The sequence below is a fragment of the Streptomyces chiangmaiensis genome (assembly GCF_036281785.1).
In the GTDB taxonomy this organism is placed as follows: Bacteria; Actinomycetota; Actinomycetes; order Streptomycetales; family Streptomycetaceae; genus Streptomyces; species Streptomyces chiangmaiensis.
In genome coordinates this window covers 19,523-44,667 of the sequence record NZ_JAYWVC010000017.1, presented here as the reverse complement: position 1 = coordinate 44,667, position 25,145 = coordinate 19,523, and the positions used below count along the sequence as shown (strand labels likewise).

24 protein-coding genes and 3 pseudogenes are annotated in these 25,145 nt (G+C 71.7%); 17 read left to right on the top strand and 10 right to left on the bottom strand.

What is annotated here, in order from left to right:
- Window positions 1–11: 11 nt before the first annotated feature.
- Window positions 12–365: a VOC family protein gene (locus VXC91_RS08325; protein ID WP_329506263.1), complete on the bottom strand. Its 354-nt coding sequence runs from the start codon at window positions 363–365 to the stop codon at window positions 12–14.
- A 390-nt stretch (window positions 366–755) separates the two neighbouring features.
- On the opposite strand from VXC91_RS08325, the gene VXC91_RS08320 reads away from it, so the two are divergent.
- Genes VXC91_RS08320 through VXC91_RS08305 form a run of 4 tightly spaced genes read left to right on the top strand, consistent with a single transcriptional unit; the run spans window position 756 to window position 4,879 of the window.
- Window positions 756–2,096, top strand: a complete 1,341-nt coding sequence (locus VXC91_RS08320; protein ID WP_329506262.1) for an NAD(P)/FAD-dependent oxidoreductase — start codon at window positions 756–758, stop codon at window positions 2,094–2,096.
- The gene (locus VXC91_RS08315) at window positions 2,093–3,940 is read left to right on the top strand and encodes a transketolase (protein WP_329506261.1); all 1,848 of its coding nucleotides are present in this window, start codon (window positions 2,093–2,095) and stop codon (window positions 3,938–3,940) included. The genes VXC91_RS08320 and VXC91_RS08315 overlap by 4 nt, the downstream gene beginning before the upstream one ends.
- Before the next feature lie 4 nt (window positions 3,941–3,944).
- Window positions 3,945–4,103 carry a gas vesicle protein GvpJ gene (gvpJ, locus tag VXC91_RS08310; RefSeq protein ID WP_329506314.1) on the top strand — a complete coding sequence of 53 codons (159 nt, stop codon included), beginning with the start codon at window positions 3,945–3,947 and terminating at the stop codon, window positions 4,101–4,103.
- The gene (locus tag VXC91_RS08305) at window positions 4,100–4,879 is read left to right on the top strand and encodes a GvpL/GvpF family gas vesicle protein (RefSeq protein WP_329506260.1); all 780 of its coding nucleotides are present in this window, start codon (window positions 4,100–4,102) and stop codon (window positions 4,877–4,879) included. The genes gvpJ and VXC91_RS08305 overlap by 4 nt, the downstream gene beginning before the upstream one ends.
- 255 nt (window positions 4,880–5,134) lie before the next feature.
- On the opposite strand, the gene VXC91_RS08300 is transcribed toward VXC91_RS08305, so the two are convergent.
- Entirely contained in the window at window positions 5,135–5,950 is an 816-nt protein-coding gene (locus VXC91_RS08300) for a class I SAM-dependent methyltransferase (protein WP_329506312.1), read from the bottom strand.
- 285 nt (window positions 5,951–6,235) lie between these two features.
- On the opposite strand from VXC91_RS08300, the gene VXC91_RS08295 reads away from it, so the two are divergent.
- Window positions 6,236–7,855: an ATP-binding cassette domain-containing protein gene (locus tag VXC91_RS08295; RefSeq protein WP_329506259.1), complete on the top strand. Its 1,620-nt coding sequence runs from the start codon at window positions 6,236–6,238 to the stop codon at window positions 7,853–7,855.
- 28 nt (window positions 7,856–7,883) lie between these two features.
- Here VXC91_RS08295 and VXC91_RS08290 read toward each other — a convergent pair whose 3' ends face one another.
- Window positions 7,884–8,990 carry a baeRF2 domain-containing protein gene (locus tag VXC91_RS08290; protein WP_329506258.1) on the bottom strand — a complete coding sequence of 369 codons (1,107 nt, stop codon included), beginning with the start codon at window positions 8,988–8,990 and terminating at the stop codon, window positions 7,884–7,886.
- Between the two features lie 13 nt (window positions 8,991–9,003).
- On the opposite strand from VXC91_RS08290, the gene VXC91_RS08285 reads away from it, so the two are divergent.
- Window positions 9,004–9,360 carry a DUF6158 family protein gene (locus VXC91_RS08285; protein WP_329506310.1) on the top strand — a complete coding sequence of 119 codons (357 nt, stop codon included), beginning with the start codon at window positions 9,004–9,006 and terminating at the stop codon, window positions 9,358–9,360.
- Window positions 9,361–9,542: 182 nt separating this feature from the next.
- On the opposite strand, the gene VXC91_RS08280 is transcribed toward VXC91_RS08285, so the two are convergent.
- Both VXC91_RS08280 and VXC91_RS08275 read right to left on the bottom strand, forming a co-directional pair.
- Entirely contained in the window at window positions 9,543–10,073 is a 531-nt protein-coding gene (locus tag VXC91_RS08280) for a type 1 glutamine amidotransferase domain-containing protein (RefSeq protein WP_329506257.1), read from the bottom strand.
- Window positions 10,074–10,310: 237 nt separating this feature from the next.
- Entirely contained in the window at window positions 10,311–10,685 is a 375-nt protein-coding gene (locus VXC91_RS08275) for a DUF2795 domain-containing protein (protein WP_329506256.1), read from the bottom strand.
- Window positions 10,686–11,253: 568 nt separating this feature from the next.
- Here VXC91_RS08275 and VXC91_RS08270 point away from each other — a divergent pair.
- The 4 genes from VXC91_RS08270 (at window position 11,254) to VXC91_RS08255 (ending at window position 15,387) form a co-directional block, all read left to right on the top strand.
- Window positions 11,254–12,048 carry an RNA polymerase sigma factor SigF gene (locus tag VXC91_RS08270; RefSeq protein WP_329506254.1) on the top strand — a complete coding sequence of 265 codons (795 nt, stop codon included), beginning with the start codon at window positions 11,254–11,256 and terminating at the stop codon, window positions 12,046–12,048.
- A gap of 273 nt (window positions 12,049–12,321) precedes the next feature.
- Complete coding sequence (locus VXC91_RS08265; RefSeq protein WP_329506252.1) at window positions 12,322–12,873, top strand: hypothetical protein; 552 nt, start codon at window positions 12,322–12,324, stop codon at window positions 12,871–12,873.
- A 190-nt stretch (window positions 12,874–13,063) separates the two neighbouring features.
- Window positions 13,064–14,311: an aminotransferase class I/II-fold pyridoxal phosphate-dependent enzyme gene (locus VXC91_RS08260; RefSeq protein ID WP_329506308.1), complete on the top strand. Its 1,248-nt coding sequence runs from the start codon at window positions 13,064–13,066 to the stop codon at window positions 14,309–14,311.
- Window positions 14,308–15,387 carry an MBL fold metallo-hydrolase gene (locus tag VXC91_RS08255; RefSeq protein ID WP_329506250.1) on the top strand — a complete coding sequence of 360 codons (1,080 nt, stop codon included), beginning with the start codon at window positions 14,308–14,310 and terminating at the stop codon, window positions 15,385–15,387. The genes VXC91_RS08260 and VXC91_RS08255 overlap by 4 nt, the downstream gene beginning before the upstream one ends.
- Before the next feature lie 13 nt (window positions 15,388–15,400).
- On the opposite strand, the gene VXC91_RS08250 is transcribed toward VXC91_RS08255, so the two are convergent.
- Together VXC91_RS08250 and VXC91_RS08245 are read right to left on the bottom strand one after the other, a co-directional pair.
- Complete coding sequence (locus tag VXC91_RS08250; protein WP_329506249.1) at window positions 15,401–16,024, bottom strand: DedA family protein; 624 nt, start codon at window positions 16,022–16,024, stop codon at window positions 15,401–15,403.
- Window positions 16,024–16,797 (bottom strand): MBL fold metallo-hydrolase, encoded by a 774-nt coding sequence (locus tag VXC91_RS08245; RefSeq protein ID WP_329506248.1) that lies wholly within the window; start codon window positions 16,795–16,797, stop codon window positions 16,024–16,026. The genes VXC91_RS08250 and VXC91_RS08245 overlap by 1 nt, the downstream gene beginning before the upstream one ends.
- An 84-nt stretch (window positions 16,798–16,881) precedes the next feature.
- On the opposite strand from VXC91_RS08245, the gene VXC91_RS08240 reads away from it, so the two are divergent.
- From VXC91_RS08240 to dnaK, 5 genes and pseudogenes are all read left to right on the top strand, one after another.
- The gene (locus VXC91_RS08240) at window positions 16,882–17,334 is read left to right on the top strand and encodes a hypothetical protein (RefSeq protein WP_329506247.1); all 453 of its coding nucleotides are present in this window, start codon (window positions 16,882–16,884) and stop codon (window positions 17,332–17,334) included.
- Window positions 17,335–17,446: 112 nt separating this feature from the next.
- Window positions 17,447–19,528, top strand: a complete 2,082-nt coding sequence (locus VXC91_RS08235; RefSeq protein WP_329506246.1) for an alkaline phosphatase family protein — start codon at window positions 17,447–17,449, stop codon at window positions 19,526–19,528.
- A 167-nt stretch (window positions 19,529–19,695) separates the two neighbouring features.
- Window positions 19,696–19,932, top strand: a pseudogene (locus VXC91_RS08230) (DUF2201 family putative metallopeptidase); the annotation flags it as partial.
- A gap of 128 nt (window positions 19,933–20,060) precedes the next feature.
- Window positions 20,061–20,486 carry an OsmC family protein gene (locus VXC91_RS08225; protein ID WP_329506245.1) on the top strand — a complete coding sequence of 142 codons (426 nt, stop codon included), beginning with the start codon at window positions 20,061–20,063 and terminating at the stop codon, window positions 20,484–20,486.
- Window positions 20,487–20,657: 171 nt separating this feature from the next.
- Complete coding sequence (dnaK, locus tag VXC91_RS08220; protein ID WP_329506244.1) at window positions 20,658–22,520, top strand: molecular chaperone DnaK; 1,863 nt, start codon at window positions 20,658–20,660, stop codon at window positions 22,518–22,520.
- A 49-nt stretch (window positions 22,521–22,569) separates the two neighbouring features.
- On the opposite strand, the gene VXC91_RS08215 is transcribed toward dnaK, so the two are convergent.
- The 3 genes and pseudogenes from VXC91_RS08215 to VXC91_RS47435 form a co-directional block, all read right to left on the bottom strand.
- Window positions 22,570–23,373, bottom strand: coding sequence for an SAM-dependent methyltransferase (locus VXC91_RS08215; RefSeq protein ID WP_329506243.1), 804 nt, complete (start codon window positions 23,371–23,373; stop codon window positions 22,570–22,572).
- 43 nt (window positions 23,374–23,416) lie between these two features.
- Window positions 23,417–24,280: a helix-turn-helix domain-containing protein gene (locus VXC91_RS08210; RefSeq protein ID WP_329506242.1), complete on the bottom strand. Its 864-nt coding sequence runs from the start codon at window positions 24,278–24,280 to the stop codon at window positions 23,417–23,419.
- A gap of 93 nt (window positions 24,281–24,373) precedes the next feature.
- Window positions 24,374–24,478 (bottom strand): annotated as a pseudogene (locus VXC91_RS47435) (transcriptional regulator); the annotation flags it as partial.
- 105 nt (window positions 24,479–24,583) lie between these two features.
- On the opposite strand from VXC91_RS47435, the pseudogene VXC91_RS08200 reads away from it, so the two are divergent.
- Together VXC91_RS08200 and VXC91_RS08195 are read left to right on the top strand one after the other, a co-directional pair.
- Window positions 24,584–24,745: pseudogene (locus VXC91_RS08200) on the top strand (ADP-ribosylglycohydrolase family protein); the annotation flags it as partial.
- Between the two features lie 82 nt (window positions 24,746–24,827).
- Complete coding sequence (locus VXC91_RS08195) at window positions 24,828–25,133, top strand: 4a-hydroxytetrahydrobiopterin dehydratase (protein WP_329506241.1); 306 nt, start codon at window positions 24,828–24,830, stop codon at window positions 25,131–25,133.
- Window positions 25,134–25,145 lie beyond the last annotated feature (12 nt).

Here is a 25,145-nt window from a genome sequence, read left to right as displayed (position 1 = left end):
GCCGCCGGCCGTCAGGCGGCCGGCCGGCGGTCCACGTACTCGTACACGGAACCGTCGGGGTGCACGGCGATCAGGCTGCGGCCGACCGGTGTGGCCACCGGGCCCGCCAGGACGTGGGCGCCGGAGTCGGTGAGGACCCGGTGCGCCTCGTCGACGTCCTTCACCGCGATCGTCGCCGTGACCTTGCGCAGGATCTCGAGCTCGGACTCCGGCCCGCTCATCAGCAGGAAGCATCCGACCGCGGCCACCGAGACTCCGCCGCGCTCGAAGCGGAGGGCGGGACCGCCCGCGAGTCTCTCGTAGAACGGGACCGAAGCCTCCAGGTCGTCGACGCATATCCGCAGCGTGGCTCCCAGAATCTCCATGCGCCCGAGCCTAGTTGGGGCCGGGCGCGAAGGAGATCGTTTCCGACGGATCGCACGTTCCCGCCCGTCGGGGCACGGAGCGTGCGAGGCCGCGTGCACGGCGTTACCCGCGGCCGTGTCCGGGTACCCGGCGGGCATGATTCGCTCGGATCATCTGGATCACCTGGGCAAGGACCTGGGCGCAGCCGGACTCCGTCGTGGCGGGCCTCCGCACGGAGCACCATCGCGCCGGTACCCGGCCGGACAAACGCGGTGCCGGGCGCGAATCGTCCGGCCCACGGCGTTTGGGCACCCCGACCGGGGGGACGCGGAAGGTCTCGTACGGGTGGCATCAGTGCGCCCGCCAGCCCGAGGCAGACGACGTACGCGCGACCACGCCGGAGGCGAATCGTGAGTCGACCCCGCATCCTGATCGTCGGTGCCGGATTCGCCGGATACCAGACGGCCCGCACTCTGTTCCGACTGACCCGGCACGCGGCCGACATCACCCTGCTGAACCCGACCGACTACTTTCTGTATCTCCCGCTGCTGCCCCAGGTTGCCGCGGGCATCCTGGAACCGCGGCGCGTCACGGTCTCGCTCTCGGGCACCCTGCGCCATGTCCGGCTGGTGCTCGGCGAGGCCGACGGCATCGATCTCGACGCGCGCACCGTGCACTGCACCGACCCCGAGGGCCAGGGCGGCACACTCGGCTACGACCGGCTGGTGCTGGCCGTCGGCAGCGTCAACAAGCTGTTGCCCATCCCCGGCGTCTCCGCGTACGCCCACGGTTTCCGCGGGCTGCCGGAGGCGCTGTACCTGCGGGACCACGTGACCCGGCAGATCGAGTTGGCCGCCGCGGCCGAGGACCCCGAGCGCTGCTCCGCCCGCTGTACCTTCGTGGTGGTCGGCGCCGGCTACACCGGAACCGAGGTCGCCGCGCAGGGCCTGCTGTTCACCGACGCGCTTGTGCGCGAGCAGTCACTGCGCCAGGGGATGCGGCCACGCTGGCTGCTGCTGGACATCGCGCCCCGCGTACTGCCGGAGATGGACGAGCGGCTCTCCCGCACCGCCGACCGCGTGCTGCGGCGGCGTGGGGTCGATGTGCGGATGGGGATCTCTGTGAAGGAGGCGACGCACGACGGAGTCCTGCTGACCGACGGGGAGTTCGTCGCGACCCGCACACTGGTGTGGTGCGTCGGCGTACGCCCCGATCCGCTCGTCGAGAGCATCGACCGCCCTCTGGAGCGGGGACGCCTGCTCGTGGACCCGTATCTCCAGGTCCCGGGCCATCCCGAGGTGTTCGCCTGCGGGGACGCGGCCGCCGTACCCGACCTTGAGAAGCCGGGCCGGTACACGCCGATGACCGCGCAGCACGCCTGGCGGCACGGGAAGGTCTGCGCCCGCAACGTCGCCGCCTCCCTCGGTATCGGCTCCCGGCGCGTGTACCGCCACCGCGACCTGGGCTTCGTCGTGGACCTCGGCGGGGCGCAGGCCGCCGCCAATCCCCTCGGCATCCCGATGTCCGGGCCGCTCGCCGGGGCCGTCACCCGCGGATACCACCTCGCCGCCATGCCCGGCAACCGGGTCCGGGTCGCGGCCGACTGGCTTCTGGAAGCCGTACTGCCGCGCCAGGGAGTCCAGTTGGGGCTGGTCCGCTCCTGGTCCGTGCCGCTGGAGTCGGCCTCGCCCGAACTGGCCCGTGTACCCGGAGGCCCCGACCTTCCGCATGGGACGAAGGAGAACTCATGAATACCCGTCAGCTCCACGAACTGGCCCAGCAGTTGCGCGTCGACAGCGTCCGCGCCGCCGCCGCGGCCGGCTCCGGGCACCCCACCTCGTCGATGTCCGCCGCGGACCTGATGGCCATCCTGCTGGCGAACCACCTGCGCTACGACTTCGATCGCCCCGCGCACCCCGGCAACGACCGGTTCGTTCTCTCCAAGGGGCACGCCTCCCCGCTGCTGTACGCCGCCTACAAGGCGGCGGGAGCCATCAACGAGACGGAGCTGCTGACCTTCCGCAAGCTCGGCAGCCGTCTGGAGGGCCATCCCACGCCCCGCCGGCTGCCCTGGGTGGAGACGGCGACCGGCTCGCTCGGCCAGGGGCTGCCCGTCGGCGTCGGCATCGCCCTGGCCGGAAAGCGGCTCGACCACACCGGATACCGGGTGTGGGTGCTGTGCGGTGACAGCGAACTGGCCGAGGGCTCCGTCTGGGAGGCCGTCGAGCACGCCGCGTACGAGCACCTGGACAACCTGATCGTGATCGTCGACGTCAACCGGCTGGGCCAGCGCGGGCCCACGCGCCACGGCCACGATCTGGACGCGTACGCGCGCCGCTTCAAGGCCTTCGGCTGGCACACCGTGGAGGTCGACGGGCACGACGTCGACGCCGTCGAGCGCGCCTTCGGCGAGGTCCGGTCCACTACCGGACAGCCCTCCGTGGTCCTGGCCCGCACCCTCAAGGGCAAGGGCGTCGCCGCCGTCCAGGACCGCGAGGGCATGCACGGCAAGCCTCTGCCGGACGCCGACGAGGCGATCACCGAACTCGGCGGCGTACGGGACCTGCGCGTCGAGGTGCAGTCGCCGCCCGCGGCCCGGATGCTGCACGCCGTGCAGGGCGGGCACCTGGACCTGCCGCGCTACGACATCGGCGACGAGGTACCCACCCGTGACGCCTACGGCCAGGCGCTCGCCGCGCTCGGCCATGCCCGCGGAGACGTCGTCGCCATCGACGGCGAGGTCGGCGACTCCACACGCGCCGAGTACTTCCACAAGGAGCATCCCGAGCGCTACTTCGAGTGCTACATCGCCGAACAGCTGATGGTCGGGGTCGCCGTGGGGATGGCGGTGCGCGGCTGGGTGCCGTACGCCGCGACGTTCGCCGCCTTCTTCACCCGTGCCCACGATTTCATCCGCATGGCCTCGATCGGTGGTGCCGGTGTCAATCTCGTCGGGTCGCACGCGGGTTGTGCCATCGGTGAGGACGGACCCTCCCAGATGGGCCTCGAGGACCTTGCCATGATGCGCTCGGTGTACGACTCGACCGTGCTGTACCCGTGCGACGCCAACCAGACCGCGAGGCTGGTCGCCTCGACGGCCGGCCTGGAGGGCATTCGGTATCTGCGCACCTCGCGCGGGAAGTCACCGGTCATCTACGGGCCGACCGAGGAGTTCCCGATCGGCGGCAGCAAGGTGCTGCGTGCCTCCGCGGAGGACCGGCTCACCGTCGTCGCGGCCGGCGTCACCCTCCACGAGGCGCTGAAGGCGGCCGACACCCTCGCCGACCAGGGCATTCGGGTGCGGGTGATCGACCTCTACTCGGTCAAGCCCGTCGACCGCGTCACCCTGCGCGAGGCCGCCGAGCGCACCGGCTGCCTGCTCACCGTCGAGGACCACCGCGAGGAGGGAGGCCTCGGTGACGCGGTCCTCGACGCCTTCACCGACGGGCGTCCCGTCCCCCGCCTGCTGCGCCTCGCCGTCCGTACGATGCCCGGTTCGGCGACCCCCGCCGAGCAGCTGCACGCCGCCGGCATCGACGCCGAGTCGATCGCGGCCGCGGCCCGGCTGCTGGTGGAGGAAGCCGTCGTGCGGTGAACGGATTCTCGACAAGGGCACAGTGATCGTCGGCGACGTCCGGATCCATCTGCTCGACATCGAACTCCTCACCGTCGAGTTGCGCGCCCGTCTCGAACGCCTCGACGCCGACCGTGAGGCGGAGGAGCTCGAGGCCGCGCGTCACAGGAAGGAGCCGCCGTGACGGCGCTGCGGTACGTCTACGCCGTCTGCCGCCCCCTCAGCGCGCCCCTGCAGGCCCAGCTGACGGGGGTGGCCGGCATCCCCGCCCGGCAGTTGGAGCACCACGGCCTCATCGCGGTCCTCAGTCTCGTCCCCGAGGCGGACTTCGCCGAGGAGCCGCTCAAGGAGCATCTGGAGGACCTGGAGTGGCGCACCGCCACGGACCGCGCCCATCAGAACGTCATCGACGCCCTCACCGGCGTCACCACCCCACTGCCCCTGCGGCTCGGCACGGTGTTCCGTGACGACAGCGGCGTCCGCGTGATGATCGAGGAGCGCGAGGAGGATTTCCGGCGCGCCTTGGAGCGGCTCGAGGGCCGTGTGGAGTGGGGTGTGAAGGTCTACGTCGAGGAGGAGGCGGAGCAGGAGGCGAAGGAGGACGGACGCCCCGCGGCGAGGCCGGCCTCCGGACGGGACTGTCTGCGGCAGCGCCGCACGCGCACCGTTGCACACCAGGAGAGGTGGCAGAAGGCCGACGAATTCGCGCGCCGACTGCATGAAAGGCTCTCCGGGTACGCGGAGGACTCCCGATTGCACGCCCCGCAGAACGCGTCGCTCTCGGGAGCCTGTGGACGCAATGTGCTCAATGCCAGCTATCTGGTGCCGAGGGCACGCTCCGAGGAATTCGTGGAACTGGTGGACCGTGCCGAGGACGACACCCCGGGAATGCGGGTCGAACTCACCGGTCCCTGGGCGGCCTACTCCTTCACCGGGTCGTCGAACTGCTCCGCCTGCTGATGAAGCGGCACAAGCGGTGCGCCGGTTCGACACCGGGGAGCCGACCGAGGAGCAGCAGGAGCGGGATCGCCGCCCCGGGGGTGCCGCACTCGGCCGGAGTCCGAGGAGCCGGATCACGAGGACCGCAAGGGCGATCCACCACAGCAGTCTTACCGCGAATCAGGCGCCCAAGAGAATCAGGGCGAGCAGAAGAACCAGCAGGACAGGAACCATTTTGTGTACCTCCTGCTCAGCGGGGTTCCCGAACTGTGCGGATCAGACGTCCTTTCGGCAAAGAATCTCCCCGTGAAGTACCGCGAACCAGCCGTCCTCGTGCCGTCCCCATTCCCGCCAGGCGTCCGCAACGGCCCGTAGCCGCTCGGGCGTCGCATGACCTCCTTCGACGGCCCGGTCCGCGTACGCCGAGGCGAGGGTGCGGTCTGCCCACAACCCGCTCCACCAGGCTCGCTCCTCCTCGGTGGCGAAGGTCCACGTGCCCGAGGAGGCGGTGACGTCCCCGATGCCGGCGCTCAGCGCCCATGACTTCAGGCGTCGTCCGGCGTCCGGCTCGCCGCCGTTGGCCCGCGCGACCCGCCGGTAGAGGTCCAGCCAGTCGTCAAGGCCCTCGGACGCCGGATACCAGCTCATCGCCGCATAGTCGGCGTCGCGGACGGCGATGAAGCCGCCCGGCCTGGTCACCCGGTGGATCTCGCGCAGCGCCTGCACCGGGTCGCCCACGTGCTGGAGCACCTGATGGGCGTGGACCACGCAGAACGTGTCGTCCGGGTACTCCAGCGCATGCACGTCCGCGACCGCGAAGTCGACGTTGACCAGGCCGCGCGCGGCGGCCGTGGCCCGGGCCTGTTCCAGGACGCCCGCCGCCCGGTCCACGCCCGTGACATGGCCGTCGGGGACCAGTTCCGCCAGGTCCGCGGTGATGGTGCCCGGACCGCAGCCGATGTCCAGGATCTTCATGTGCGGTTTGAGCGAGTCGAGGAGATACGCCGCGGAGTTGGCGGCGGTCCGCCAGGTGTGCGAGCGCAGCACGGACTCGTGGTGGCCGTGTGTGTAGACGGCCGTCTCCTTCGACATGACCTTCCCCTTCTCGCCGTACGGACCCGGCGGCCGCGCCGCCGGGCGATACGCGACACGGTAGGCGCTCATGTCGCATGGTGAGACTTCTGTCTTGCGATATGGACGCGAGAGGATGGTCAGCCGAGCGGGAGAGGCCGGATGCGGGCTCGGCGGACGCTTGGTGAGGCCGACATCTGGGGCCATGGAAACGCGGGTACCCCGAGAAGGACGAACCCTGCCGGAGCCGCCGCCGGAGCGATAACCGATTGCCCGGCGCCCGCGCGCCCGCCCACAATGCGCCGCATGGGACACCTGGAAGCCGCACACCTCGAGTACTACCTGCCGGACGGGAGGGCGTTGCTCGGCGACGTGTCCTTCCGGGTCGGCGACGGGGCGGTCGTCGCGCTCGTCGGGCCCAACGGGGCCGGGAAGACCACGTTGCTGCGGCTGCTCTCGGGCGAGCTGAAGCCGCACGGCGGGACGGTCACCACGAGCGGGGGGCTCGGGGTCATGCGGCAGTTCGTGGGGTCCGTACGGGACGAGACGACCGTGCGGGACCTGCTCGCCTCGGTCGCTCCGCCCCGCATCCGCGAGGCCGCCCGCGCCGTCGACGCCGCCGAGCTCGCCGTCATGACGGTCGACGACGAGGCCGCTCAACTCCAGTACGCACAGGCCCTCTCCGACTGGGCCGAGGTCCGCGGCTACGAGGCCGAGACGCTCTGGGACATGTGCACCACGGCGGCTCTTGGCGTCCCGTACGAGAAGGCGCAGTGGCGCCAGGTCCGCACCCTCTCCGGCGGCGAGCAGAAACGGCTCGTCCTCGAGGCGCTGCTGCGTGGCACCGATGAGGTGCTGCTCCTGGACGAGCCCGACAACTACCTCGATGTGCCCGGCAAACGCTGGCTGGAGGAGCGGCTCGAGGAGACCCGCAAGACCGTGCTGTTCGTCTCCCACGACCGGGAGCTGCTGGCCCGCGCCGCACAGCGGATCGTGTCTTTGGAACCGAGCCCCGCGGGAGCCGACGCCTGGGTGCACGGCGGCGGATTCGCCACGTACGACGAGGCCCGGCGGGAACGCTTCGCCCGATTCGAGGAGCTGCGCAGACGGTGGGACGAGAAGCACGCGCAGCTGAAGAAGCTGGTGCTGAATCTGCGTCAGGCCGCGAGCATCAGCCGTGAGCTGGCGTCCCGCTACCAGGCCGCGCAGACCCGGCTGCGGAAGTTCGAGGAGGCCGGGCCGCCGCCCGAGCCGCCGCGCGAGCAGGACATCAGGATGCGTCTCAAGGGCGGCCGTACCGGCGTCCGCGCCGTCACCTGTGCGGGCCTGGAGCTGACCGGCCTGATGAAACCCTTCGACCTGGAGGTCTTCTACGGCGAGCGCGTCGCGGTCCTCGGTTCCAACGGCTCCGGCAAGTCGCACTTCCTGCGGCTGCTCGCGGGTGGCGACGTCGCGCACACGGGGGCATGGCGGCTCGGGGCGCGCGTCGTGCCCGGGCACTTCGCCCAGACGCATGCACATCCCGAGCTCGAGGGCCGTACGCTCCTCGACATCCTGTGGCGTGAGCACGCTCAGGACCGGGGCGCGGCGATGTCCCGGCTGCGCCGCTATGAGCTGACCGCGCAGGCCGAGCAGCACTTCGACCGGCTGTCGGGAGGGCAGCAGGCCCGCTTTCAGATCCTGCTGTTGGAGCTGGAGGGCGCCACGGCCCTGCTGCTCGACGAGCCGACCGACAACCTGGACCTGGAGTCCGCAAAGGCACTTCAGAAGGGGCTGGAGGCGTTCGAGGGCACGGTCCTCGCGGTCACCCACGACCGCTGGTTCGCCCGCTCCTTCGACCGCTACCTGGTCTTCGGCAGCGACGGCCGGATCCGCGAGACCGCGGAACCGGTATGGGACGAGCGCAGGGTGGAGCGGGCGCGCTGAGGGGTGGCCGGGGGAGACGGCTCGCCTGCTACGCCCAGCGCAGCAACGCCCCCACACCGCCTTCCGGCGCCTCACCCGGCGGTGTGGTCGGCACCGAGATCGCCGCGGCCCCCGTCTCCACCACGGCACGCAGCAGCGCGTCGTCCGCCCGGGCCTGCTCGGGGTGTCGCTCGCCCAGCCCCGTGAGGTCGCCGCGGCGCACCGCGACCTGGTCGGGGTCCCCTCCGATCCACACCTTGCGGCGTGTGTCGGAGCCGTCCGGATTGATCAGGAGTTCGTCGATACAGTGTTCGCGAGCCGCCTCGACCACCGCCGGCACGCCCTCGACCGCCCGTGACCGCCCCTCGTCGTCCGGTGCGCGGGCCGCGAGGAAGCGCTCCAGCTCCTCGGCCGCCCGGGCACGCACGTGCGCGGCGCGGATCCGCTCCACGTTCTCGTCCAGCAGCCGGCTGCCCGGGCCGTGCGATGCCTCGGCGACCCGGTCCTGGAGCCGGTTCGGCAGCCGCTCGTGCACGGAGCGCCGCTCACGCTGTTCACCGACCAGGATCACCAGGTCGGCGCCCGTCTCCTCCTGGCAGACCGCGAGCGCGTCCGCGATCTCCGCAGCGTTGTGCTCCCAGATGTTCTCCACCCGCAGCTGGAAGTGGCGCACCGACCAGTCCCCGGTGGTCGTACGGTGCAGCGGCCAACCCTGCCCGGTCGCCTTCCCGGCCTCTTTGCTGCCCAGTGCCCCGCGCAGCTCGAATTCGGCGCCCTTGCGGTCGATGTACGCCACTACGCACACCGGCTCCTCATTGGCCAGGTCGAGCAGTGGTGCCGTGTGCGGCAGGGACGCCCAGGAAGCCGAGGAACCGCCCGGGACGGCGGCCAGCGGCGGGTCCAGGACCACCTCGCCCGCCCGCGCGAACAATGCCCTGCCGTGGGGCTCGGGGAAGTGGGCCAGCTCCTCGACGGCGTTCCGCACCGCCCGGCACGTTTGCTCGTCCGCGCCCTGCCACTCCAGGTCACGGGCCAGTGTCTGAGCGGTCAGGGTGCGCTCGTGGGGGGTCGACTCGATGTGCCGGGAGGTGTCCACGTACACGGAGGCCCAGGGTCCGGGATGTTCGTACAGTGGATGGAGATAGGCGAGATCCATGGCTCCCTCCCGGATGCCGCTCGGGGTATTGCTTTGTCCGGGCGGGTACCCGGACCGCACCGAGGAACACGACGAGCGGGGTATCACCATGACCGGAGTCGACCCGGGCCGGCTGACCGACCAGCAGCTCATGAAGGAGCTGGAGACGATCCACCGCACGCGGCACGACACGCTGCTGTACGGCTCGAACGACGCCCTGCGGGCGCACAACGACCGCATGGCGCAGTTGGAGGGTGAGTACCTGCTCCGCCATCCGCGCCGCGTGATCGCCGCGAGCCGGACGCGGGACGGGGCCCGGGAACGGGACCGGGGGACGGCCCTGACGGAACTCGGAAGCACGGAGCCCGAACGGGTGAACCCCGCCCGCTGACACCGGGCACATGCCGCGGCCCTCGGTGCGGCGGGGCCGGACGGCGCCGTGCCCGGTCAGGGGCGTCCGCGCCGGCCGGTCGACTGCCGTGCATCACCTTCGGTGTCCGGAGCGGAGGACTCGGTCTCCGTCTGAAGCCGCACCCCGCGGTGAACTCCTCCACGCGGCGAACCCGGTCGGATCTACGCGGCGAACTCGGTCAGAATCGCCTCGTCGAACGCCTTGAGATCGGCCGGCTTGCGGCTGGTGATCAGCTTGTTGACACCCTGGTCGATCCTCACCTGCTCGTCCACCCAGGTGCCACCCGCGTTGGTGATGTCCGTGCGAAGGCTCGGCCACGACGTCAGGGTGCGGCCCCGTACGACGTCCGCCTCGACCAGCGTCCACGGCGCATGGCAGATCGCCGCCACCGGACGGCCCTGGGCGAAGAAGGACCGCACGAACTCCACGGCCCGTTCGTCCATCCGCAGGAAGTCGGGGTTGGCCACGCCTCCCGGCAGCACCAGCCCGTCGAAGGACTCGGCCTGCACCTGGCCGACCATCACGTCCACCGGGAACGTGTCCGCCTTGTCCAAGTGGTCGAACGCCTGGATGTGTCCCGTCCTCGTCGACACCAGGACCGGTTCGTGGCCGGCCTCGGTCAGGGCCTGCCAGGGGTCGGTGAGTTCCACCTGTTCGACGCCTTCGGGCGCGGTCAGGAACGCGATACGCATAACGGTCAGTGTCCTTTCTCTTCGTGCGCGTGCCAGTGGGCCTCGTCGCTCGCCGCCCCCTCGCCCCGTGCCCGGCGCCGCCCGGCGCGATCGGCCCATCGACCTCGTGATCAACGGCTGGGCCGGATCCCTCGGCGGTCCGTCGCGGCGGCCGGCGCCGGCCGGAGCGGGTGCTGCGTCGGCGGGACGACGCCCGCGTACCCCTGAGCCGGGCGCCGATGCCTTCCGCGCGACGGCCTATCGCCGAACGACGGCTTCGGCGAGCGCCTCCGCGTTGGCGTAGCGGGCCGGGCGGGGAAGCCGCTCCACCGCTTCGAGCAGGGGGGCGGGCGCGTTCTTGTTCCGAAGGATGCGGATCACGTCGCCCGGGGTCGCGGGGAAGTTGCCGCGCCCGAGATACCGGGCCAGCTCCAGACGGGCGGCCTCCAGGGCCGTCCGGGGGTCGCCGGGCACCACCGCTCCGCGCCAGACCGCCGGGTCGTCGTCGGCGATCGGCTCGGGGTCGTACCACTCCTCGGTCCTGGTCGGGTGACCGGACCGGAGCAGACCCTGCAGTTGGTGTTTCATCTCGTCGTCACGGTGGACATTCAGCCGGTCACTGCCTCGCTGCATGACTCCCTCCAGATCTTCGGGGTGGCCCCTCGCGTACCCGGTGGGCCGCGATCGACACGGAGTCACGGCAGGCGGCCGTGCCTGGCGGAGACCGACCCCGAGCAGGCAGAGGCGGCGGTCGCCCGCCGTGCTCGACTGCTTCGGCCGATCGACGTGCTGGTCAGCCATGCCGGGCGGGGCTGGTCGGAGCCGTGGAGGAGACCTCCGGGATCCAGAAGGGCCCGTGACAGGGCTCCACATCCGAGCAGGGCGGCCGTGAACCCACCGTGAGCCGGCCCCGGGCGGGATCGGATCGCGGGGCGGTGGGCCGGCGGGGTGCGCGGTCGGTACTCGCAACCTTACGGAGCGCGCGCGGAGGATCGCGCGCCCCTTCGAAACGCTCCGTGGCTCCCTCGGGCATGTGGGTGTTTGCCGTCCAGGCGCCAGGGCAGGCGCAGCTCAGTGCTTCGGACAGGAGGCACGTCCGTGGGAGCGATCAAGACCCGCCACGGGTGTGCCCGTCCGGCCCGCATGCCCTCCCACGGTGACCGTCCACCCCAGGCACCAGCAAAGGGAGTTGCGACCCACCATGCAGAACCGAGCGAGCATGAAGCACCACCCCCATGACGACGCCCCGGACACGGCGGAGGCCTTCCGCAGGCTCGCCACGCTCCCCCCTGGCCCCGAGCACGACGCTCTCCGCGAAGAGATCGTCGAGGCCTGGCTGCCCATGGCCGAACGGCTCGCGGGCCGCTACCGCAGCCGCGGCGAGAGCCATGAGGACCTGCGCCAGGTCGCGGCGCTCGGCCTGGTCAAGGCCGTCGACCGCTACGACCCCGAGCGCGGTCACACCTTCGAGAGCTATGCCGTGCCCACCGTCACCGGAGAGATCAAGCGGCACTTCCGCGACCACATGTGGACCCTGCATGTGCCTCGCCGCGTCCAGGACCTGCGTCATCGGGTGAGGTCGGCCTGCGAGGACCTGTCACAGACCACTTCGGGCCGCAGGCCCACCGTCGCCGAGATCGCCGAGCACGCCAAGATGGCCGAGGAGGACGTGCTGGTGGGACTGGAGGCCCTGGAGAGCTTCACGGCGCTCTCGCTGGACGCCGAACTGCCGGGCAGCGAGGACGGCTATTCGCTCGGCGACTCCCTCGGCTCGCCCGACCCCGCGCTGGACACCGTCGTCGATCGCGAGGCCGTCAAGCCCCGGCTGCGGGCGCTGCCCGAACGCGATCGCGCCATCCTCCGCATGCGGTTCTTCGACGACATGACCCAGAGCGTCATCGCCGAACGGCTCGGTATCTCCCAGATGCACGTCTCCCGGCTCATCAGTCGCTGCTGCAACCAGCTCCGGGAGCAGGTCATGCGGGACGCCGCCTGAGGTCCGCGGACCGAAGGCGAGCACCCAGACGTCACCGCCGAAGGCCTTCGGGTCCGCGGGCCGCACCGGCGGGGCCGTGATCCGGCCGTGTGCCGCCTCGAGGACGAGGGGGACGCGGCCGGATCCCGTGCGGCGGCCTTCGTCACCCGCCCGGCTGCCCCGGTAGCGCGAATGGGGTCCGGCCGCGCGCGGGTCGCGGCCGGGCGGGCTGTCATGGGCTTTCGAGGGCACGCCGTCGTGCCCCGGAGGAATCCGGCCGAAGGAGTCCGCCGCATGCGCTGCAGTGCCCGTGTCCTGTCCGCCGCCGTGGCCGGTGCCGCCCTGGGCGCCGTCGCCGCACCCGCGTCCGCCGACCCCGCCGCGCACATCACCCCGCGGTCGGTCGCACCCGGCGGACTGGTCACCGTCTCGGTGTCCTGCGCCGCCGCCGGCAGCACTCTGCCCGAGTTCATCGACGCCGCCTCTCGCACCTTCGAGGAGGGCAAGGTCCGGCTGACCCGGGCCGACGGCTACGGAGCCGGCGACGGAACCGGCATGCGGGCCAGGAGCCCGAACGCCGTGCTGTACACGGGTACTGCCCGGATTCCGGTCGGTGGCACCGCCAGTGGCATCGCCGAAGCGGCGGGGCCCGACGCGGAGTGGGGTGTCGACGGCAGGTGCCCGGTGACGTCCGGCGACCGTGAGAAGCCCTGGAACGTCTCCTTCACCGTGACCCGGGACGGCCCCGGAGGGCAATCGCTGGTCGCGGGCGGCGTCCTGATCGCGGCCGCGCTCGGCGCCCACGTGCACCGGCTGTGGCGCCACGGGCTGGGCGGCAACCACTGACCCGTGTCCCGGGCGGCTCGGGAGCACGGCCATGACCTTCCGGATCCCTGGGTACTCAGAGCCCGAAGGCATCATCGACACCGAAGCAGAACAGGAGTATGAGAACGGACCACGGCCACGGTCGATGGCCCCGATCGAGCCGGAGCCTCGGGTGACCGGCCACCGCACCACGGACTGCGTGGAGGCACGCATGCGGCGCACGGATCCGGAAGGGCGCGGTCCCGTCCGTTACGGTCCGCCCCTTCCTGGTCAGGGGCTGCCCCTTTTGCCGGGCCTGTCCGCCACGCTCGCCGAGGCCGCCGACCACGACGGCACCGGCCCCTCCGGCCGTACCTTCGCCCTCCTCGACGCCGCCTGCGGCTATTTCGCCCGGCGGGGACTGGCCGCCGAACCCGACACCGTGGCAGCGGCTCCCGGCGCGCCTGCCCTGTTCGTCGCGGTGACCGCCGCGCTCGGCGGCGACGTGCTGGTTCCGCGGCCGTGTCCCGCGTGGTGGGCGCCCCAGATACGGGCACTCGGACGGTCCGTGTTCCACGTGGCGACGCCCGCGGAGTGCGGTGGGGTCCCTGACCCGTACGCCCTCCTGGAGACCGTCCGCAGGATCCGTGCCGAGGGAGGCGACCCGCGTCTGCTCGTGCTGGCGGTCGCCGACGACCCGACCGCCACCGTGGCCCCGCCCGAGGTGGTGCACGAGACCGTCGAGGCCGCCGCCGGGGAAGGGCTTCATCTGGTGAGCGACGAGACCTGGCGCGACTGTGTGCACAGGCCGCACGAGACCGTGCTGCTCAGCCCCGCCGAGATGCTCCCGGACCGGATCATCGTCGTCACCGACCTCGCCGGCCCGTTCCTCCCGGCCGGCTGGCCCGCGGCCGTCGCCCGCTTTCCGGCCACCGCCGACGGCGCCGCGCTGCACGCCCGCGTCCTCGACGTGCTCACCGCCCTCGGTGCCCGCGTCGCCGATCCGGTCGCCGCCGCGGCCGCCTACGCCCTCGACGAACCCGCCGACGTCACCCAGCGCCTGGCCACCGGCATCGCGCTGCACGCGCAGGTGGCCGAGGCCGCGCACCGGGCCGTCGTCACCGCGGGCGCCCTCGCCCGGCCCCCACAGGCAGGCCGTCACCTCTACGCCGATCTCGGCCCACTGCGCTCCGCGCTCGATGCCCGGGACGTCGGCGACTCGCAGGAGCTGGAGGACTTCCTCACGGCCCGTCTTGGCATGCCCGCGCCCGGCGGCCACCGCTTCGGGGACGACCTGGCCGCGCTGCGCGTCCGCCTGTCCACCGGGCCGTTCCTCGGCACCACCGCCGAGGAACGCCACCAGAGCCTCGTCTCACTCAGGCCGCTGGAACTGCCACACGTGCAACGCGCGTTGAACCTCCTGGGATCGGTCTTCGACGATCTACGCGACGACGCTCAGCGATGGGAGCCTCCCCGATGACGCAGCAGTCCGAGCCGACCACGAGCACCGTTTCGCACCACCGGGACGCCGGTGAGCCCGCGCCCACCTTCCTGCTGAGCCCGGACGCCGGGCAGCGGACCCCGCTTCCGCCGATCACCGAACCGAGAGCGCTCGGCGAGCTCCGTATCTGGCCGCGTTCGTTCGTGGACCGGCTGACCGCGCCCCTGCCCGGCCTCAAGGCTTTCGCCCGCTTCGCCCGTGAGGGCGCGGTGCGACCGGGACCGGAAGGTCTTCGGGACATTCCCCTGCTGCCGTACGAGCCGGCCCCGCTGCCCCGTGTCGACGCCGGCACGGTTGCCGTCTCCTGGGCCGGGCACGCCAGTTGGGTGGTGCGGATCGGCGGGCTGACCGTTCTGACCGACCCGGTCTGGTCCCGTCGTATCCTCGGCACGCCGGCCCGGATCACCCCCGTCGGTATCGCCTGGAGCGCCCTGCCGCGCGTGGACGCGGTCGTCATCAGTCACAACCACTACGACCATCTGGACGTCCCGACCCTGCGTCGACTTCCGCTCGACACACCGGTGTTCGCACCGGCGGGCCTCGCCGTCTGGTTCCGGCGCCGCCGGTTCACGTGCGTCACCGAACTGGACTGGTGGGAGGGCGCCGAACTCGGCGGTGTCCGCTTCGACTTAGTCCCCGCCCACCACTGGTCCAAGCGCACCCTGACCGACACCTGCCGTTCGCTGTGGGGCGGCTGGATACTGACCGCGCCCGACGGACAGCGCGTGTACTTCGCGGGCGACACGGGATACGGCCACTGGTTCGAGCGGATCGGCCGCCGCTATCCGGGGATCGACCTGGCGCTCATGCCGATCGGCGCGTACGACCCGAGGTGGTGGCTCAGCGACGTCCATTGCGACCCGGAGGAGGCGGTGCGCGCCACCCGGGACCTCGGCGCGCGGCGGATGGCCCCGATGCACTGGGGCACGTTCGTGCTGTCGGCGGAGCCGGTGATGGAGCCCCTGACGCGGGTGCGGGCGGCCTGGGAGAAGGCGGGCCTGGCCCGGGAGGACCTGTGGGACGTGCCGGTGGGGGCGTCGCGGGTGCTGAACTGAGCAGGACCGGTGCTCACGAGGCCGTGGTCCGGCGTATCCGGCGCCACACGCCGGGCGCGGTGCTGACGGCCAGCGTCAGCACGACCGCCGCCACGACGCCTTCCCAGGGCTCCGAGAACAGGGAGCCGCCGAGGATCCCGATCAGCTGGTAGGTCGCGGCCCAGGCGAGGCAGGCCGGTGCGTCGCCGCGGGCGAAGTCCCGCAGCGGCATCCGGGCCAGCAGGCACGCCAGCATGACCGGGATGCGGCCCGCGGGGACGAGCCGGGAGAGGGTGAGCACCGCGATGCCGTGGTCGTTCAGCTTCGCCTGCGCCTGGGCCAGCCGCTCCTCGGGGGCCCGGTCGCGGATCGTCTCCAGCCAGCGGGAACCGTTCTTCGACCGCATGCCGCGGCGTCCGAGCCAGTACAGAGCGACGTCCCCGAGGAAGGCCGCGAACGCCCCGACGACGAACACCAGGACGAGCGAGAAGGGTGCGGTCTGGTGGAAGGCCACCACCGCGGCCGAACTCACCAGCGCGCCCGTCGGTACCACCGGCACCAGCGCACCTATCAGCACCAGCAGGAACAGCGACGGATAGCCGAGCGCCTGCTGCGTCGACTCCGGGGGCACGCCGGTAGCGGCGGTACCGAGGAACATCACCGGGCGACCTCCGGCCGGACGCTCTCCCCATGGGCCAGGAGGTGCACCGACACCTCCGGGGCACGGTGCGCGGCCAGCCGTACGAACTCCTCGCCCGGAGCGTGGAACTCGTGGGGGCGCACGGCATCCATCCCGATCGGCCAGTACGTGCCGTAGTGCACCGGCACCGCGCTGCGCGGCTTCAGCCGGGACAGGGCCTCGGCCGCGCGCCCCGCGTCCAGATGCCCCGGCCCGAGGTACGGGCCCCAGCCGCCGACCGGCAGAAGGGCCACATCGACCGGCCCGATCTCCTCGGCCATCGACTCGAACAGGCCGGTGTCCCCGGCGAAGTACGTCCGTGCGGCGCCCTCGAGCACGAACCCGAGAGCGGGGGACCGGCGCGGCCCGACCGGCAGCCGGCGTCCGTCGTGACGGGCCGGCACCACCCGTACGACCAGGTCGTCGACGCGCACCCGGTCGCCGGGCACGACCTCGGTGAGCCGCAGACGACCCAGCCGGCGCAGCCCCGGCACCTGGGCCAGGGCACCGCGCGGCACCAACAGGCGGGTGCCGGGGGCCAGGCGGGCGAGCGACGGCACGTGCAGATGGTCGGCGTGCAGATGCGAGACCAGCGCGATGTCCGCGACGGCGGCCGCGGGCGGCGGCGGGGTCCCGCGGCGCCGTCGCAGATGCGCGAGACGGCGCGCGAACAGGGGATCGGTCAGAACCCGTGTCCCGGAGTCCTCGATCGTGCAGGTGGCGTGACCCCACCACGTGATCTCCACCGGCACTCCATTGCCTCCTTCGTGCGACTCCCCTCGAGCCTACGGGCAGGAGTAGGGTCGGCGGCGAAACCCTGAGGTGAGGGGGACCCCATGGGAGAGGCGCACGACACCTCCGGCCCGCGCGACGGCTCGGCCCGGCCCGGCCCGGTCCGAGTGGCGGCGATCGCCAGTCTGACGCCGCTGGAGGAGCTGGACGCGGACCCCTTTCTCGTCGACTCCCGTAGCCAGCATGCGATGTGCGCGCGCTGGGCGGCGGAGCGGGGGTACGTGGTCACGCGGGAGCTGCTCGTCCGGAGTCTGCGTCCCGATCACTGCGCGCTGTGGGCGGATGTGGAGGCGGGCCTCGTCGATCTGTTCGTGGCCCCGAGCAGGCGGGTCCTGGAGCGGGCCCTGTCCTCCGTGGACGAATTCGCCGCGGAGTGTGCGCGACGGGGCGTGCGCATCGAGACGGTGGGGTGCGCGGAACCGTCCTACGACGCCCAGATGAAGGCCCGCATTCACCGTCGTCTGTCGATGCCGACTGCGGGGTACGACGGTCGCTGACCCCGGGCCGGGTCGCTCGCGCGCGGTGCCTTTCGGGTGGTCCCGGGCGATGTGACAAGGTGGGGCGGGTCCCCAGGGGATCGCATCGGCCGGGATGTGAGGTGAGCGGGGCGTGGGTCGGGAGCGCTGGCGGAGTCTGATCAGCGGTGCGGGACGGAGCGTCGCCGTATGGGCCGCATCCACCGCCACCCTGCTCGTTCTCGCCGGGATCCTGCCCGACTTCCGGCTGCAGTCCGCGGCCGGTGACAGCGTCACCCGCATCGCCGTCACGGCAGCGGCCGGCGCCGGCGTCTTCGGTCTTCTCTCGTCCCTCGTGTGGCCCCTGCTCGTGCGGCTGCTGCTGCTCGTGCCGGCCCTTGTGCTCGGACTGCTGGTCTTCTTCCTCAACGGGTCCCTGCTGCTGCTCGCCCTTCGCGTCAACCCCTCCGGCCAGGGCGAGGCCGCCCCCGAGACGGCGGTCGTGGTCGCCGCCATGATGTCGGCGGTCGCCTCGGCCATCGGCGGAGCCCTTGCCGTACGGGACGACGACGCGTACCGCAGGCGGCTGTACCGGCTGGCCGCCCGTCGGCGCGGACGAGGCGACGGCCGGGCCGCGCCCGCCGCTCCTGCGGTCCTGTTCGTCCAGCTCGACGGCGTCGGGCACGACGTGCTCCGGGCGGCCGTCGACAAAGGGCTCATGCCGACCGTCGCCTCATGGCTCGATACCCGCGACGGCCGCGGACCGACCCACCGGCTCACGGCGTGGCGCACCGACTGGTCCAGCCAGACCGGCGCCAGCCAGCTCGGCATTCTCCACGGCAGCAACCACGACGTTCCGGCCTTTCGGTGGTACGAGAAGGAACACCGCGAGGTCATGGTCTGCAACCGGCCGTCGAGCGCCGCAGAACTCCAGCGCAGGGCCATCGAACGGACCGGTGACGGCGGCCTCCTCACCGTCGACGGCGCGAGCCGTGGCAACCTCTTCAGCGGTGGCGCCGACGAGGTCGCCCTCGTACTGTCCATCGCCGTCAGGAGGGGGCGGGAGAACCGGTCCCGTGCCGGGTACTTCGCCTACTTCAGCGACCCGGCGAACGCCGTCCGCACCGCTCTGTCGTTCCTCGCGGAGGTCGGCCGTGAGACGGGCCAGTCCGCCCGGGCCCGCCTCACCCGGCAGCGACCGCGCGTCAAGCGAGGCGGTCTCTACCCCTTCGTGCGCGCCTTCGCCACCGTCGTCGAGCGGGACGTCGTTGTCGCCGCGGTCATCGGCGACATGCTCGCCGGACGCAACGCGGTCTACGCGGACCTCGTGGCCTTCGACGAGGTGGCTCACCACTCCGGCCCGCACAGCCGGGACGCCGAGCAGGTCCTGCAGCGGCTGGACCGCTCGCTCGCGCTGCTCGCGCAGGTCGCCGAGCACGCCCCGCGCCCGTACCGGATCGTCGTGCTCTCCGACCACGGCCAGAGCCCCGGCGAGACCTTCCGGACCCGCTACGGGCTCAGCCTCGCCAATCTGGTGCGGGCAGGCTGCGGACTGCCCGTGCCGCGCAGGGTGGAGCGCACCCACAGCGGGGCCGAGGCGCGTGCGGCCGTCCGGGCCGCGCTGCACCGTCCGGTGGAGGAGGGCGGCGAGGGGCACCGGCCCGCACGGCGCCGCACCGAGCCCATCGTGCTCGCCTCCGGCAATCTCGGACTCGTGTCCTTCCCCGATGTGCCGCACCGGATGACCAAGGAGGAGATCGACCGCCGCCACCCGGCGCTGCTGCCCACGCTCGCCCATCACCCCGGCATCGGCTTCCTCCTCGTACGGAGCGAGAAGCACGGCGGGGTGGTGCTCGGAGCTCACGGCGCCGAGGTCCCGATCGACCTGCTCGCCGACGGGACCGGTCCGCTTGCCGGCTTCGGCCCCGGCGCCGCCGATGCCGTACGCCGCACGCACTCCTTCCCGCACACCGCCGACATCATGGTCAACTCCTGGTACGACCCGGACGAGGGCGAAGTCCTCGCGTTCGAGGAGCAGATCGGCTCGCACGGCGGACTCGGCGGTGCCCAGACGCGCCCCTTCCTGCTGTCGCCGGTGGCGCTGTCCGCCCCGGTCGAGGGCGGGGCAGCGCTCGTCGGAGCCGAGCAGCTCCACCGCCTCTTCCACTGCTGGCTGCGTGAGGGCGACGGCCCCCAGGTGCCGCTGTCCGCGCCCGAGGACGAACGAGCCGCCTGAGCCCGGAAGAATCCGGCGACGGCACGCGCACGAAAATGACAGGACGGCCGCTGCCGGTCATCTGCGAACCTCCACGGCGAGCAACCACGTCCGCGAGAGCGGCGCCGGTTCGGACCCGAAGCGGAGAGCCGCTGCGTGCAGGCAGCCGTCACCTTCGCCCGCATCGCCTGCCGGTCACCGACATCGCGGGCCGGGTACGGGTCCACGGCCGCGGCGGTACGGTCCTGCAGCCGGGGATCGATCTGCTGCACCGGGCACAGGACTTGCCGCCCGGTGCCCCGGTACTGGTGATCACGGACGGCTGGTGCGACGTACGGCGGATGCGGCGGGAACACGCGTATCCGATCCCACAGGGCGCGCGGCTGCCGTTCACGCCGCAGGGGCCGGTGTTCCGGGTGCGGTGAACCCGGAGTGCCGGCAGCGCGCCCGGGGGATCGGCTCGTCGTCATGTCAGGTGCCTGCGCCGCGTGCCGATGTGATCGGATGGTGCCTACGGAACCCGGCAACGGGCCCACACGCGAAAGGAAGAACCGTGGCAACCACGCGCACCGCACACACCGTCTGGGAAGGCAATCTGCTCGAGGGCAACGGCGTCGTGACCTTCGACTCCTCCGGCATCGGCCAGCAGCCGGTGTCGTGGCCGTCGCGCGCCGAGAAGGCGAACGGCAAGACCAGCCCGGAGGAGCTGATCGCCGCCGCCCACTCCAGCTGCTTCTCCATGGCGCTGTCGCACGGTCTGGCCGGCGCCGGCACCCCGTCCACCAAGCTCGAGACGAAGGCCGACGTCACCTTCCAGCCGGGTGAGGGCATCACGGGCATCCACCTCACCGTCGAGGGCACCGTCCCCGGCATCGACAACAACGCGTTCGTGGCCGCCGCCGAAGAGGCCAAGAAGAACTGCCCGGTCAGCCAGGCCCTGGCCGGTACGACGATCACTCTGGACGCCAAGCTCGCCTGACGCACACACATTCGAGGTGCCGCGCCCACCGCGAGGGGGGCGCGGCACCGCCGTTTCCGGGGTATGCGCCAGGGGGGCCGAAGGCATCCGCTGTGGAGCCGACGGCATTGACAAGGGACCACTCAAGTTTTGTGATGGAGTGCGGGAGCGCCCTGGCGGAAGGGGACAGCGATGGCACGTGCGGTGGGGATCGACCTCGGTACGACGAACTCGGTGGTGGCCGTTCTGGAGGGTGGTGAGCCCACTGTCGTCGCCAACGCCGAGGGCGCGCGCACCACTCCGTCGGTGGTGGCCTTCGCCAAGAACGGCGAGGTGCTCGTCGGCGAGGTCGCCAAGCGGCAGGCCGTGACGAACGTCGAGCGCACCGCGCGCTCGGTGAAGCGGCACATGGGCGAGGTGAACTGGCGCTTCCCGGGGAAGGGCGGCGTGGACGGCACCCGTTACCGGGCACAGGAACTGTCCGCCCGGGTCCTGCAGAAGCTGAAGCGGGACGCAGAGGCGTATCTGGGCGAGGACGTCACCGACGCCGTGATCACCGTGCCTGCCTACTTCGACGACGCGCAGCGGCAGGCCACCAAGGAGGCGGGGGAGATCGCGGGCCTGAAGGTCCTGCGGATCATCAACGAGCCGACGGCCGCGGCCCTCGCGTACGGGCTCAACCGCGCCGAGGAGCAGACGGTCCTCGTCTTCGACCTCGGTGGCGGCACGTTCGACGTCTCCCTCCTGGAGATCGGCGACGGCGTCATCGAGGTCAAGGCCACGAACGGGGACACCCACCTCGGCGGCGACGACTGGGACCAGCGGATCGTCGACCATCTCGTCAAGCGGTTCAAGGGGCAGTACGGCATCGACCTCGGCGCCGACAAGATGGCGCTGCAACGGCTGCGCGAGGGCGCCGAGAAGGCCAAGATCGAGCTGTCCAGCTCCACCGAGACGACCGTCAACCTGCCCTACATCACCGCCTCCGCGGAGGGCCCGCTGCACCTCGAGGAGAAGCTGACACGCGCTCAGTTCCAGGAGCTCACCGCCGACCTGCTGGACCGCTGCCGGACCCCGTTCCACCAGGCGGTCAAGGACGCGGGTGTGAAGCTGTCCGCGATCGACCACGTCATCCTGGTCGGCGGCTCCACCCGCATGCCCGCCGTCACCGATCTGGTCAAGGATCTCACCGGCAAGGAGCCGCACAAGGGCGTCAACCCCGATGAGGTCGTGGCCGTCGGCGCGGCCCTGCAGGCCGGTGTCATCCGCGGCGACGTCAAGGACGTCCTGCTGCTCGACGTCACCCCGCTGTCTCTCGGCATCGAGACCAAGGGCGGCATCATGACCAAGCTCATCGAACGCAACACGACCATTCCCACGCGGCGTTCGGAGATCTTCACCACCGCCGAGGACAACCAGCCGTCGGTCGGCATCCAGGTCTACCAGGGCGAGCGCGAGATCGCCGCCTACAACAAGAAGCTCGGCGTCTTCGACCTGACCGGGCTGCCGCCCGCACCGCGCGGGGTGCCGCAGATCGAGGTGGCCTTCGACATCGACGCCAACGGGATCATGCACGTCTCGGCCAAGGACCTGGCGACGGGCCGGGAACAGAAGATGACGGTGACCGGTGGCTCGGCGCTCCCCAAGGACGAGATCCACCGGATGATGCGGGACGCGGAGCAGTACGCCGAGGAGGACCGCAAGCGCCGGGAGACCGCGGAGACACGCAACCAGGCCGAGCAACTCGTGTACCAGACGGAGAAGTTCCTGCGGGAGAACGAGAAGCGCATTCCGGCGGACACCAAGGACGAGGTGATGGCCGCGGCCACCGAGCTGAAGGGTCTGCTGAAGGACGAGGCCGACACGGCGGCGCTGCGCGCCGGGGTCGAGAAGCTCGCCACCGTGAGCCAGAGGATGGGGCAGGCGATGTACGCCCAGGCCCAGTCGTCCGCCTCGGGCGACTCCGGCGACGAACGGGCCCCTTCCGACGACGAGTCGGTGGTGGACGCCGAGATCGTCGACGACGACAGGGACGCGAAGGGCGGGACGGCCTGAGGCGGCGGTGAGGACACGGGCCGCCGAGGCCGGCGGCCCGTGGACGGGGTCACGGCTTGCGCGCGACCCCCGCGTAGACCGGCACGATGCCCTCCGCCTGGGCCAGCACGTCCTCCGGCTCCGGCCGCCACCCGGAGACGGGGATCACGCCCGGACCCAGCAGTTCCAGACCGTCGAAGAAGCGTGCGAACTCGGCGAGCGAGCGGGGGAAGAAGGGTGTGCCGCTGTGCTGGAACAGACCGGCGGCCCGCTCGACGGCCTCGGGGTTCAGGTCGGGCGTGACCTGGGACAGGACCAGGTGGCTGCCGGGCGCGAGTGCCTCGACATATCGCTTCAGCAGGTCGTGGACCTCGTCGCCGAGATAGTGCGTGAGCGCGATCAGCGACAGTGCGACCGGCTGCCCGAGGTCCAGGGACTCGGCGGCGCGGTCGAGGATCGCGTCGGGATCGCGGACGTCCGCGTGGACATAGTCGGTGGTGCCCTCCGCCGTGCCGTGCAGCAGCGCCTGGGCGTGCCGCAGCACGATCGGGTCGTGGTCGGCGTACACCACCCGGGCGTCGAGCGCGACCTCCTGCGCGACCTGGTGGAGATTGGGCTCGGTGGGGATGCCGGTGCCGATGTCGAGGAACTGGCGCACCCCTGCGTGCGCCAGCGTCCGGGTGGCCCGGTGCATGAAACGGCGGTTGGCGCGCGCCCCGCGCCGCACGGTCGGGTCCGCGGCAAGGATCTTCCGGCCCAGCTCCTCGTCGACCGGGTAGTTGTCCTTGCCGCCCAGCCACCAGTCGTACACGCGCGCCGGATGGGGCCGGCCGGTGTCGATCCGGCCGGGCGCTGCTTGGTGTCCTGGCGTCATGCGCATGCTCCTCGGTAAGCGTGGGTCGGCCGGAGGGGCCGGGTCAGAAGGTGTCGCGGTACTCCTGGAAGATCCTTCTCGTGCGCTGCACGGAGGCCGCCTTCGCGGACATGTGGTCCAGGACCTCCAGGTGCATGGCCACCTCGGGGCGCGAGTCGAGATAGAGGGCGCCGGTGAGGTACTCGCTGTAGACCATGTCCGGCAACTCCGGCTCCCCGAAGCGGAAGAGCACGAACGGAGTGCACGCCCCCGGGTGCGGACCGGCGGCGTACTCGGCGACCTGCAGGGTGATCCGCGGATTCTCGGTGGCTTCTGTCAGCCTCTCGAGCTGTTCGCGCATCACCGTGGAGCGGGCGCTCACCGGGCGCCGCAGCACGGTCTCGTCCATGATCACCCAGAAGTGCGGCGAGTTCTCCCCGGTGAGCAGCTTCTGCCGGGCCATGCGCAGCGCCACATGGCGCTCGATGTCCTGGGGGCGGACCTGCCCCACGGTCCCGGCCTCCAGCACGGCACGCGCATAGTCCTCGGTCTGCAGCAGTCCGGGCACGAAGTGCGGCTCGTACGAGCGGATGATGCGCGCGGCGCCCTCCAGGCTGACGTGCAGACTGAACCAGTCGGGCAGTACGTCGTGGTAACGCTGCCACCAGCCGGGCTGGTTGGCCTCCTCGGCGAGCCGGACGAAGGCGGTGATCTCCGCGTCGGGCACCCCGTACGTCGACAGCAGCACCTGAAGGTACGGGATCTTCAACGCGACCTCGGCGGCTTCCATGCGCCGCACGGTCGCCGGAGCGACGCGCAGTATCCGTGCCGCCTCCTCGCGTTTCAGCCCGGCGGCCTCTCTCAGCTCCTGCAACCGCCGCCCGAGGACCACCTGCCCCACGGTGGGCGCAGCCCGCCGCTCGCTCACGCCACGCCTCCCCTACGCGACCACTTGACGCAAGCAGTGTGGCACGTTCGGACGTACGTCTCATGGGGCGAGGGGAAAACATTTGACGTCAGATCAATTCATCGCCGTAGGAAGGTACTTGGCCGTTGCCGGGTCGGCCGGGAGAAACGTCTCGACGGCCGGCTCCGCCACCGTCATGTCCACCGGGGTGTTGAAGGCTCGCGCACCGGCACGTTCAGGTGCTCGGCGCCCTTCGGACTGAGCCGGGTGCCCGGCGACACCGCGTTCGGCATGGCCGCCCGCTCGGCACACACCGCCCAGGGCCATCCCACGGCCAACGACTCCACGGGCGCCGTCTGCGGCAACCTCCTCGGCGCCCACCACGGCGACCACCGGCTGCCGCACGAGTGGCTGGAGCGGGTCGAGGGACGCGCCGAGATCGCCGTCTTTGCGGACGACTTCGCCGCGGAGTGCGTACGACGCTGAGGGCACGGCCACGCGTACGGCGTCGTACAGAGGGGATGTGTCAGGGTGAGGCGAACCCGCGTGCCACGGAAGGAGCCCGGTGATGCCCGTCGAACCGCTGTCGCAGAAGGAGATCGAGGACCGGCTGGCGGAGCTGCCGGGCTGGTCGCAGGACGGCGACCGCATCGCCCGCTCCTACCGGCTCGGCTCACACTTCGCGGCGACCGCCATGGTCGTGCACATCGCCCAGGTGCAGGAGGAGCTCGACCACCACTCCGACCTCACCCTCGGCTACAACACCGTCACCCTGACGGTGAACACACACAGCGTGGGCGGGGCGGTCACCGAACTCGACTTCCGGCTGGCCCAGCGGATCGAGGAGCTGGCCCCCGGGCACGGCGCCCACTGAGCGGAGGGCACC